The 12,758-nt window shown below is 44.1% G+C and carries 4 protein-coding genes; all 4 read right to left on the minus strand.

Annotated elements, in window-relative coordinates:
• Positions 1–43 precede the first annotated feature (43 nt).
• The 4 genes from J5A56_RS12510 to J5A56_RS12525 all read right to left on the minus strand — a co-directional run bounded on the left by J5A56_RS12510 (position 44) and on the right by J5A56_RS12525 (position 12,749).
• Complete coding sequence (locus J5A56_RS12510) at positions 44–535, minus strand: hypothetical protein (protein WP_021670641.1); 492 nt, start codon at positions 533–535, stop codon at positions 44–46.
• Entirely contained in the window at positions 535–9,867 is a 9,333-nt protein-coding gene (locus J5A56_RS12515; RefSeq protein WP_249112117.1) for a SpvB/TcaC N-terminal domain-containing protein, read from the minus strand. The genes J5A56_RS12510 and J5A56_RS12515 overlap by 1 nt, the downstream gene beginning before the upstream one ends.
• A gap of 84 nt (positions 9,868–9,951) precedes the next feature.
• On the minus strand, positions 9,952–11,511 hold the full coding sequence (locus J5A56_RS12520; RefSeq protein ID WP_021671514.1) for a T9SS type A sorting domain-containing protein: 1,560 nt from the start codon (positions 11,509–11,511) through the stop codon (positions 9,952–9,954).
• Positions 11,512–11,546: 35 nt separating this feature from the next.
• The gene (locus J5A56_RS12525) at positions 11,547–12,749 is read right to left on the minus strand and encodes an outer membrane beta-barrel protein (protein ID WP_021671513.1); all 1,203 of its coding nucleotides are present in this window, start codon (positions 12,747–12,749) and stop codon (positions 11,547–11,549) included.
• Positions 12,750–12,758: the final 9 nt, after the last annotated feature.

Below are 12,758 nucleotides of genomic sequence, written 5' to 3' on the forward strand. Positions count from 1 at the left end.
AATTAATAAATATCATCTCGCGTGATGCTGTTTTACAGAAGATCTAAGTCATTATCATTTTCAATATTTGATTTGCTATATAGAATATCTTATCTTTTAAAGTAAAAGATTGGGCCCGTTCATTGATATTTACAATCTTCAAATCGTTAGATGATTTCTCCCATGAATTATAATAATACAAATTATCATTATCCAAGTGGTCTAAATATATTATCTCTTGTTTATGCCCTATTACCCGAAAAGATAACTTACTCATTTCAACTTCAACCAAATACCCTCCTACAATATCTTTCCAGTTTTTTTTAACTTGATATAGAGGGAGGTATATAAAGTCTCCATTTAATAAGATAGGACCACCAAAGCCATTATAAAAGGGACATTTGACATTTTCTCCATTTATATATAGATTACCACAAAGGGGACCTTCTTTTGCAAAATTGTGCAAATTATTAAAATGTATTTCGTAATTATTTTCTACATAAGAAAGATTAAAACTTAAAGGGTTACCTTTTTCTGCAGACTTTTTATCATTCATTATTTTATTCTTTTAAATCCAGTTATAGAAGGAGTAAAATATTGAGTACGACCTCCAATATAAGGAAAACCTTGAGAGGAGGCCGTTCCCTTAATCATAACAGTTCCCTTTGGGACACTTATTTCTGCAACTCCCTCCATCTTATTCCATTTAGGCAAAATTGCTAGTCCGGTTCTGTCTACTGTGCTATTCAATGCGCCATTACTTAAATAACGCCCCATTGGTGCAGCTAAACCGCCATAGTACCGATATAGGTTAACATCTTTTGTTAGTTGTATGACTTTCACTCCGTTATTGAAGTTCTCCAGTTCTGATATACTTGTTTCACCAACAAACTTCCCAACAGCAGCTGCCCCATGCCCCAAAGTTACGGAACTCTGTCTAACAGCACGTGCAGTCCTTGCGACTCGCACAGAATTTCTCGCAAGTCTTACTGACATTTTAGTTGCACTTTTAGTAAAAGCTCCACCTGCTGCTATTTGTGCAATATCAGCCCCTGTTTCACCAAATATTTCTCCTCTACGGTTTATATCATCACTTGTCTGAACTTCATTCCATCTTGCTTTAGTTGTATACCAAATTGCTTTACCAGTATTCACAGGATGAGCGGCAGCATGCCCCATCATCTTTAGTGTGTTAATGGGATGCCTAACCATATTATAGGTATTCTTGAAACTCTTGTATACTCCTTTGAAGAAAGAGCCAATACCAGACCAAATACTTTGATCGTCAGGATAAGAAGAAGATTTCCCATTGGCATCAATTAGTGTAATCGGATTGTCTACGCAATATACATAAGAACCTGTATTTACATACTCCTCTGCTAACGGATCCACACCATACCAAATACTTGCCACAGGATTTAAGTACCTTGCACCATAATAGTACAAGCCTGTCTCCTCATCGAACTGTTTGCCATTGAACTTATAGGGTAGGTCTTCACTTGATGAGTGTTCGTCTACAAGGAGTTCACCATATGGCAAGTAAGCATCATACTGGGTGATATTGGCTTTGTCATCTGTGATGTAAGACGTTGAGCCGAGGTGGTCACTGTGATAGAAGAAGGTTTCTTCTTTTGTGGTGTCGTTGGCAATGTAACCATATCCTGCCTGAGGGTCATCAGGGTTGCTTGGGTCGTTCCAGCTTACAGGTGGACCGGGGTTGGTATTCGGTGTGGTGTTCGGCTTCGGAGTTTGAATCCAACCCTGTGGCACATCATGGTTACCAAGTTCTGTGAGGACGGCATTATAACCTACCCCCGTGTTCTCCGGATCACCATATGCACCCTTCTCTGTCGGTACACCTGGAGCTACACCCACTTTCTTATAATATGCCTCCTTCTGTGTCTGGATTTGATTCATACGTTCAGCATAGTCCTGCTGACCAGCGGTTACGTATGAGCCATTACGCCCGTAAACGTTGTTGAACAGACCTGTTCCTATCCTTGATGCGATTCGTTTGTCACCAATAAAGTAATGCTTTGTAAATCGATTCTTATTGACTGAGAGGATACTTGCTGGATAAAGTGTGAAGTTGTCCGTCTCGTGGAAGGTTATACCCTGTGGTGCACCATTGATATACACACCCTCCATCGTTCCGTAACTCTTCATGATGCGTTCACCAGCAGCATTATAAGTATATCGACTCGTTTTGCCATTGTCAGAGAGTACCATCAGGCGGTTATCTTCATCCCAGTACATCTCACGGGTAGTATTCGTAGAGTCGTTCGTTACCAGTGTAGGATTACCATTGGCATCATAGGTGTAATGGTCGTGACCAATCTGCGTTGGAGCCGTCGGGTGGTTACTGTCCTCATACTTATAAGCAAAGTTATAAGACTTAGCAGTTGTTGTTGAGTCCACCTTCTGTACCTTGGTCAGCGGTTCACTCATCCGTCCGAACGACATCACCATATCATACGATGCACGCTTAGCCTTACCACTTGCATGAATAAGGCGGTTCAGCTCATCATACTCATACGTATGCGAACTCCTTCCTCCCAGCTTCGCCTTGTTGAGTTTCGTCAGCGACGTTGGGTTGGCGGCATTCGTAATACCGAGGATATTGTCCACAGCATCATACTGGTACCTGTTTTCCATCACAGCCTGACCATCCGCTGTAAGGTTCATCACCTGCAGACGTTCACGCTGCTTATCGTAGGTATAGGTTGTCTCCGTGCCATTACCGAGCTTCGTATAGACTGTATGACCCTCCTTATCGTAACCTATCCTATCAACAATAACGCTCTGACGTCCCTGTTTATTGCTCGTCATGCTCTCCACCTGTCCTGCAGCATTGTAGTGATAAGTTACCACTTCACCGTCAGGATAAGTCATCGTCTGCACACGGTTCCAACTGTCATACGTAGCACCATAGACATAAGTCCTGATATCCGCCACGCTCGCCATGACCGTACGGACAGTTTTCGTCACCTCACCCTGACGACCATAGTAATAGGCTTCACCGCCACTCGCATCCTCAACGAGGGCAAGACGACCGGCACGGTTGTACTTATCGCCAGCCTTACCATAGGTATAGGTGACACGGTTGAAGAGATTTTCTGGATAAAGCACCTCATGCAACCGTTCGAAGTCGTAGGTATAAGAGATGTAACCCTTGTCAGATATCGACTTTCTAAGTTCTGCCGTGAGCTTCGTCAGGAGGTTACCCGCTGCATCATAGGTCATATTCGTTTCACCAGCATCAGGATGATTCACCATCAGTTTACGACCAAGCAAGTCGTAGGCATACTTCGTCTCCTTGCCGTTAGGATGCTGAACAGTCATCACCTGTCCGACAGGGTCATAGCTGTACTTCACCGTGATATCCTCACCACGGGCATGCTGCACCGTCTCACGGTTGCGTCCCTTGGCATCCGTATAGCTCTCCGCATGTCGTCCCAGTGCATCCGTGACCGTTGTCTGGAGCATTGGTTCACCGTCATGGCTGCCGATACTGTAGGCTGTGCGTGTCACACTGCCATCAGCAAGCGTAACACTCATGGTACGGTCGTGCGCATCATACTCCGTCTTTGCCTGCAAATCACCTGTAGCATGGTTGTAAGTGCCAATATTACCATAACTCTCCGTCATTGGGTAATAAGCTGTGATGTTACGTCCGAAGGCATCGATGACAGCCCTTCCACTGACGATGGAGACCTTTTGATTGCTGCCACCAGACCAAACCACACCCGTCTGTTTCGTCTGGACGGCACGCATCAGCGAGTCGGCAAAGGTATAGGTATCTATGTTGCCTTCCTTAGAATAATGGATGGTATGTGCCTTGCGTTCTGCAGGGAAGTACTCAAAGCGGATAGTAAACGGCTGACCGCTCTCTATCTCATACGGAGCACGGATAGTCTGCTGTCTGCCCAGTGCATCGTAGGTGTATTCCATCTTCTGTCCGTTAAGGTCGGTCGTTACAGACGGAGCATTCCAAAGACCATCATAAGCCGTGCTGGAGCTATAACCGTATGCATCCTTGACACTTGTCACAAGACTGTGATAGCGGTCGTCATACGTATAAGCATAGAACATACGCTGATGGTTATAGTTCTCCGGCTTCGTCATGCGTGTGATGTTACCATAGCCATCGTAAGTCATGTTATAGACTGATGGCTTGTCACCGTTATGGAGCATGATCTCCGTTATCTCACCGTTTCCGTCCACCTTCGTGCTACGTTCACGGTAAGTCTTACCGCCACTGCTGACAGCGATATGGCTCGGAACACTGACAATATACTTGTCGGCTATCTTATGATAGTTAATGTTTGCCTCTAAGCTATAGCCCGTTGTAGTCTCCTTATATCCCTGTAGGTTACCATAGTCATCGTAAGTATTGCTGACAGCAACCGAAAGACTGTCCCCACTGGCTTCATCAAAGTTACTCTGAACGAGTGTCTTTAGGGCAGGGAAGACAACAGCATCTGTCGTATTATTACCAACGGCAAGTGTCTTCAGGTCGTAGTCATAGACAGCGCCCTGCAGTTTCTTTCCATCAGCGGTATAGAGATATTCACTCGTTACAAGTCCATGCGCATAGTAATCCCTGTTCTTACCATAAGTCTGTACGGAGTAACGATAGAGTCTGTCAGCGTTCTCAGTGTCTATCTGATTGGTACGTACCTGCTTGAAACCATAGAAGTCACGTTCACGGCGGTCACGATAGCCATCACTATATTCGAAGGTATTCCTGCTTCGTAGTGCTCCGTTCTCCTTGTATCCACCTGTCGTCTCAACCGATGACATCACCCAGCGACGTCCCGGCAAATCGTAACTTGGAGTTGTCTGCTCATAACCGATATTGATATGTCCACCGAAAGGAAGCGTCACAGAGCGCAGCATGTTCGTTCTGCCCGTAAGGTTACGACGTACATAGAGATGATTTTCGCTGTCACTATAGACAAGATCAGGAAGCCCGTCTCCATCCATATCCATAACTGCAGCTGTAGTACGGCTTATACTTTCGCTATGAGATCCCTGTACACTTGGTGTAATGCTAATTGTGAAACCGAAAGGAAGAGGAATCGTATAGGTATAGGCTGTGCTGGCATAGATGGCAACAGAGGAACCGAGATTGTCAGAAATATTACTCTGTCCGAGAGAAGTACTGCCAGACATAAATCCGCTTCCAGTATTCAAAGTAGCCTTCAGATTGCCCTTTTCATCCAGTTGAAGGAGATCAGGGAGACCGTCACCATTGACATCACTAAGCTGAGAACGCGTAGAGGTCAAGCTCTCCGTATCATTCTGACCGATATTGACACTAAAAAGTCCCAATACGGGAACCGTGATACCAAGTCCGTCACCAAAGTTGCTGTTTTTAGTCGACTCAAGTTGTGTAAGAGAAGAGGCTATCGCTGGTGTAAAGTCATAGCCAAGTCCATAACGAACGGTGCCGTTGGTAACCATATCAGGAAGTCCATCTCCATTAAGATCCTCCCAACCTCTTACTGTTTCCGAAGTTCCACTGGAGAAGTTTCCACTTGCTCCACAAGAAAATTCTGCTACTTTACCAGAGTGACTGGCAGAATTCCCCTCTGCAGCCCGCTGCCTCATAATCTGCTTTGTGGTTGTATGCTGTGCAAAGGCAGCCTTTGCGACAGCCATCTTCTCCTTAAAGTCTTTAAAGGAATAGGCACTCTTATCTGAAGAGAAGCCAATATCTCCACCTATATTGCTGGCGTCACCATCTGTAGCGGCATTTTCAACATCATATTGCAGGCTCCCCTTGCCCAGTATACCTGTAGGCTGTGTCAGTTGTGCAACGACTTTTCCATCATTATCATTCAACCAGTCAGGGTAACCGTCACCATTGAGGTCCATGGCGGAGATAATATTATAGGACTGCTGTGAGGTGTTACTTTTGTTGACTCCGAGGCTGGCTCCCAATGAGAATCCCATATTATATGTCTTACCCTTTGATTTCGACTCTGTCAGTAACACTGGTGCTGCCAGTCCTCCACCTTGTATATTATAATCGACAGTATCCACAATGATATCATCCTCTCCCAGTCGTGATGGACGCATGACAACAGAACCGACATAGGCACTATCTGTTGCACTCACAAAGTATTTTTTCTCTGGTAAGTAAGACAGTGTAAAGAACAATTGACGGTTAATATCCATCTCATTGGCTTCTACGGCACTCTCATTGACTTTTCCATCATGATAGTACTCATTTGTCTCAGGAATCTTCATCTTGTCCTTCGGTATTGCAACATTCTTTGCCGTACCATTCCATGCAAAAGATCCCCAACCTTTGTACAGCTGTCCATAGTCAAAACGGTTAAAGCTTGAATAGACAGACGCATTGACTGTGGAAACCTTGACAGGTCTTGACACTGCAGGACTTCCTGCTGTAGCAGGGCTGACAACAGAATCCCTAAATATCGTTAGCTTTGCAGTCGCATTTTCAAGTTCGTTCAAGATAGAATATGTCACCTGTACTTTTCCTGCAGACATCTTCTGTGCAAGTACAGAACCGTCTGCAATTCTGATAGTTGATCCTGTCAGTTGATTACTGCTGCCAAGAGTTAATTCTTTGCGGTAGAGTAAGGATCCATGATCATCCTTGATAGTCATATAGACTGTTGCTGGCGCCGTATCCTTGTTTGACATCCTTTGGGCAGAAAGCTCAGGGACAAGAGTAAGTGCTTTCCCCCATACCGGACTTTGTATAGAGACATTTCTGCCTATAACGGTGTCTGGACATAGAGAAATATTCTTGCTGAACATCAGGCATTGCGGGGAAAGAACATATTTCATGGTGTCCGCATAAAAGACAGGTCTCCAGTCTATATGTTTCCAGTTGATGGGACTCGCAGTACGTATAGTGAAATTAACAGTAGCTGCTTCTCCTGCTGTGGCTGTTAGATTACCGGAGAAGCTGCCATGGCTGATCACAGTATCTGCTTTAAGGAGGAGACTGTCCATGACCAACTGATTACCATCCTTATCAGTCTTTATGATTGCCAGTATAATGTCATCAGAAGTCTTCTGTTTATTGAATGTACCTTCAAATCTGTTTACTGCAGTTTCCGAAAGGGCAGCTGTTGAATATGCACCGCTTATATAATCTTCACTGCTGCGATATCTCTTCAAGTCCTCACCGGCATATTTATCAGTCTTGATAGAAGTATAAGTTATCTCCGGATCCCATATGACATCATCACCTATACCGGAGTAGCGTGCTCCGACACGAAATACAAAAACATCTCCAGGTTTTACGCTACGGGTCATTGTAGGTAAGGTCACTGATCCCGATTGTAACAGGATGTCCTTCCATAACACGTCACTATTGAATTGCATACTGAGGCTGACACCATCTCCCTCAGAAGAGTGCTTCTCTACATGGCTCATAACAGATACTGTACCTGAATAAGGCGCTCGCCAAACACGTACGACATCATGTAGAGGGAACTCTCTCTCCAAAGAGTCGCGAACAGTCTTGTAGTCAACTTTGAAAGCAGGCGCAACGTTAACTCCGGCTATTGATGGTATTGGGTTGCCAGTGGCCGTACTGGCAGGTGCAAAGGTCACATCTTTTCCGTCGCTATGGTTGAAATAAACGATTCCGTTAACTGCAATATCAACAAGGCCATCACTATTAAAATCCTGGAAATAAACCTTAGTTTTATTCTGATCCTTAGTTTTGCTGATGGCAAAACCCATATTCGCCGGTCCAAAACCTGTAGCAACGTTAGCACTGAGAGTATAGCTGGTAGCCTTGCCAGAAGAGAAACTGTTTACACCCACCAAAGCCTGTTCTTTACCAAAGACAGGATGAGAGAGGGCCTTGTTCATATTGAGGCGATAATGGAGTTTACCATCGCTACCTTTCCATACCTTATCGGGCATCCCATCGCCATTGATATCTACAAGTGTCACACGGCCTTCATTGGAAGAATTGGTATGGCTATAAGAAGCACCTGCACTCGCTGTTGCTGGCCCCCAGCCAGCGCCAACCATTATACCACCTCCAATGGTATTTCCCCTGGAGGAAGCTCCGCCAAGAAGAGACAAGTGTTCGTCGAAATGTCCAATTTTGGTTTTTACAAGCTTGCCATAATTGTCTATACCAGCTGTATAGGTTGTAATACTATCTGCATAGAGTCCTTTTTTCACATCATTATAGTAGTTGAAACTCTGTGCAGCTACTACTATACCTTTACTGTCGTTCTGGTCAATGCTCGTAAGAAGTGTTTTCCCGAAGGGTCCTTTTTCATAATGGATTGTATATGAACGAAGCTGCTGCCCATTGTTTTTGACCTCGACGCTTCCCAACAGAAGAGAGTCTGTCTGGAGAACCCCAAGTCTACCACTACGAACATAGTCAACTCTGTGTACGTTACCAGTATTCCAGTTGAATTCAATACTATACAGTCCTTCCGTCTCCCCGAATCCTGTCCATGTATAACGTTCAGGATAAAGGTTATTGCCAGACTTCATGTAATGGAAAGCGGCAAAGTTCCCATGAACATCGGTAACACGATCAAGTGCCCATTTGATACGGTTACCTTTGGTATCAGTAAGAGAAGTAGCATCACTGACATGACCACCATACCCACCATAACTGTAGACTGTACCATCCTTGCCCGTCACTTCCCAGTAATAGTTCTTCGGGCTGTTACCCTTTCGGATAATCCTACTGAAACCACCTTCAGTCATTGGATAGAACTGCTTATCAGTCTGACGTGACAAAGAATCAGTCCTACGATAGAGTCGGTCATTGAGCTGCTGTCCCATGAGGAGATAGCTCTCACTCTCTGACTTATCATCAAAACGTGGTACACCCCATCGGGTCTCTATGTCAATGCTCTGCACAGGAAGACTCCATCCATAGCCTACAAAACTACTACCGCCCTCACTGCTGTACTGTAAGCCGGCACTTACACCAATATCATTACGCCCTGCAGGAACTTCAAAAGGATAGGACAGTGTTGCCGTACCATTCTGATTAGCTGATGGAGCTTCAATCTGCTGAATACCCGCTGCTGGGTCAGCAGCCTTCAGCTCACTGATACCTGTAGGGACATAATTCTGTGTTTCGGGACTCTCTGGAACTTTGATGATACCGTTGATGACATCCGTAAAGTGAGAAGTCTCTGCCATTGCCACCTCACGTTTAGTATCAATACCTTTTGACTGGAGCATTGTCCAGCGTTGGTGCAGTTCATCATAGTAATAGGTGTGGATATCATCTACTGTATAGCCTTTCGGAATCAACGTGCTGTCGTAAGGGACAGAAATACTTGCCAGATGATGGACGAAATGATTACCATGGGGTAAAAAACGATAACCTGATACCGTATCTGTTCTTGCCATTAAGGTGTCACAGCCACCTGTAACATTCACCATACCCGTAGGCAAGGTTGGTAGTTCACCCTTTCTAAGTGGAGTAATACTGAGAACTTTACCCTTTTCCATAGCCTCACGTGGAACGGCAAGCTGGGCACGCCCAACATTGAGTGTATCGCTGTCGGAGTTGGCAAAGAACTTGCTGACGGTACGTTTGCCTAAGTCTGCAAAAAGTCTTGCAGATTTCCTGTTCGGCTTGTGAGTATCTACACGATTCCCCTTTTGATTTCTTATAACTTCTTTGGAGATTCTCTTCACAGGTAAGTTCTGTACACTGTCCTTAACTTGTTTTCGTAAGGAAGTTGCCTTTGGGGAAGTGCTATCTTTTTGTACAGAAGAGACTGTATCAGTACATGTAGAATCACTGATTACTGTTTCTTTAGCAGAACGACTACTTCCACCATTACAGGAGTTTAGTATGATTCCTGAAAGCAACAGGAACGGAAGGAGGAGTGAATGTGTAGAATACTTCATTATTCTTGCTATTTTGTTTCAGACCTAAAGGTCCTCAATATATATACTTGTGTTGGAAAATTTTATAAAAGATAAAAATGAGAATTACTTCCTCACCAGTTTAAATGTCTTTTCTTTGCTACCACTTTGCAGTGTCAATAAGTAGACACCTATCTGTGGCAGATAGACTTTAGTTGAAAAATATGTATCAGGCATATTAGTCTGACGACTGACAAGAGCTCCACCCGTCGTATAGAGTGCCATGTCCAATGGAGCTACTTCGCTCAGTTCCACCTGCACACTGACATATCCATTCACCGTTGGATTAGGACTTACACTTACATTTGCAAAGAAGTCACTACTTCCGTCAGAAGGATTCATGGAAGGAATCTCTGTGATACCTGTCTTCGAAATCTGAAACTCATTCTCAGCCTTGTTGCCCACATGGTCTGTCGTCGTAAGAAGGTATTTCCCTTCTATGAGTCCATCGGCAGACTGTATGCTGTCGCTTGTAGTACGATTGAAAACAGACATGTGTTCTCTCTGTAGAGTCATCTTGTAAGGGGCGATACCGCCTGTTACTCTGACAGAAAGTGTTCCTGTGCTGCCGCTCTTCTCCTTTGGCTGCACTACTTCTATTGTTGTAAACATATCTTTGGCAGCTCGTAGCGTGAACACATCACGTTTGCCTAACGGTATATTCTTAAAGACAATACTATCACCAACTGTCATGTTTGCCTTATGATAGCTTAGAGTTTTGACAGGAAAGCTACCTGTTCCTGTAGGGTCAACGGCAAGATAGTAGCTCTCACCTTCTGCAAGAGGCTGTATCTGGCGTAGCTGCTTGCCATCAGCTACAACATCAACATTGGGCTTGTCAATCCGTGTTGCTGTATCCATCCATCTTCTACCGAGCCACTTGCCGTAAGCCTTACTCTGGCGGAAAGAAAGTTTACCATTGTTGTCACCCCAAAGAAGACTCTCACCATCTTCAAGAGGTTTGCTCATACTAATTATAAGAAAACCGTCTTCCTCACAGCTCTTGGCTCTTGTCTTATGTAAGGCAGAAGCCTTGTCTGAGATGAGACCAGCTATACGGTGACTATAGGCTTTGTTGGTATAACCATTCCAAATAACCTCGCTTCTTGAATTAAGGTAACTACTGCGAAGACTCACGTCATATTTCAAAGCAAGATAGCTTTCCACACGGCAACGTTCTGTATCAGAAAGGCGGCGATCGAAGACGGTATACTCAACAGTTCTGCCATCAAGGTCCTTTACAGGTAGTTTGCTGTTTCTATTCCGACCGATATGCAAAGTCTGACCGTTGCCCATATTGGAAGAGGTCGTATAGCTGTAAAGTCGCATTTCAGGCAGCGAGTCCTTGGCATAATTCATAAAAGTACCATTGCCAAGGTTTGCAGCACGCTCAGTTGTCTGCATACGAGTAATAGCTTTTCCGCTTCCAAGAGACCATATTGCCTGTTCTTTTTCGCCGTATACCTTACTTACGCCGATATAGGTAAGTCCAGCACCAGCAGAGACACGGAAAGAGGCAGAATCGTGTGACCAGACCATTGGCTTATCTACACCACCTGGGGTCTGAGCTGTAGCAGAAAGAGTGGATATAAAGAAGAAAACTACTATGAGGTATTTATGTTTCATATAGAGACTGTTTTAATATGATTCGAGGATGCTGCTTATTTAGCTTTGCCAAGTGGAAGACTGTAGCCAATAGTAAGGCTGACAGTCTGCAGATTGTTCATACGTTCCTGATACCCATAGTCATTGGCACTGGTGCGGAGCATATCATTAAATCCGAAACCGTATTCCAGTCCTGCCTCCAGACCATTCTTTATATCAACATAGCCAATCTTAATGGTAGGAATGAATACTATGCGTGCCTTGACTGATTCTCTCAGATGATCCTGTGTACGTTCTGCCTGCTGTCGATATACCTCTCCAATGCGGTCATTAGTAAAATCGATATTACGGCTGCCAAACGGAATAGCAGCACTAATTCCTGCTCCCATATAGAACTTTGGGAAAGCATAGAAACGAAGCAGGATTTGTGGAGTAATGAAATTATAATGAAACCGTGTAGTCTCGGTTACATTTTCAGGTATCTTATGTTCTGTCAGCTTGCTAAAAATACGGGTGTAATCAATGCCAAGCTCAGCACCTAGCCTGCGGTATTGCCATGTGCCAAAGATTCCAATACGAGGATTCATACCACCACGTTCACTCATTGTGAAAGTAGGGCGTATATCATAGTTTTCAATAATACTGCTTAATCCTGAAATGCTGGAATACCCTACTCCTGCTCTGAGTCCTATCCGAAAAAGGTGATGAGAAGGAAAAGAATAAGTTATCAAAGATAGTGATTCTTTCGGATTCTCCTGTACAATGGTGGGCTGGCTATTCATAGAGTTGTCAAGAACATGTTCACCTGTTTTCTGATTAGTAGGTTCATTGTCTGGTTCTTTCGTCTCGTGTTTTATACTGGCTGTTTTATCGTTTAAAGATGAAACGTCAGTTGATAATGATGGAGAAAGGATAGGCTGCTCTGACGAAAAATGTTTGCCATTAGCGGTTTTCCTTGTCATGCTTGATTTTTTAATTCTCCTTGTATTGATACTTGTAACGTTTCGGGGCACATTCCCCAGCTTATTATATACACAATCTGAACGTCCCGAATCCTTCTGCACTTTTGTCTTGTCTAAAGAAGAAGAGACATGCGGTGTAGTAGATTGTGATGGTGCCTTGTCTGCTGTCTTTTGTTCTATACGCTGCTCAGACTCTGGCTCGTCATTAACACAGCGTTCTATACCAAAAAGAGTAGCTATGCCAAGAAAGATTCCTGCCAGAATATAACGTTTTTTTCTGTTGCTCTTGTCCTTCATAGATAAACT

The organism is Prevotella melaninogenica (assembly GCF_018128065.1).
GTDB lineage: Bacteria > Bacteroidota > Bacteroidia > Bacteroidales > Bacteroidaceae > Prevotella.

Bases quoted from the DNA above. Each gene is read 5' to 3' on its own strand.
- J5A56_RS12525 (WP_021671513.1), bottom strand. From the start codon at position 12,749: ATGAAGGACAAGAGCAACAGAAAAAAACGTTATATTCTGGCAGGAATC.
- J5A56_RS12515 (WP_249112117.1), bottom strand. From the start codon at position 9,867: ATGAAGTATTCTACACATTCACTCCTCCTTCCGTTCCTGTTGCTTTCA.
- J5A56_RS12510 (WP_021670641.1), bottom strand. From the start codon at position 535: ATGAATGATAAAAAGTCTGCAGAAAAAGGTAACCCTTTAAGTTTTAAT.
- J5A56_RS12520 (WP_021671514.1), bottom strand. From the start codon at position 11,511: ATGAAACATAAATACCTCATAGTAGTTTTCTTCTTTATATCCACTCTT.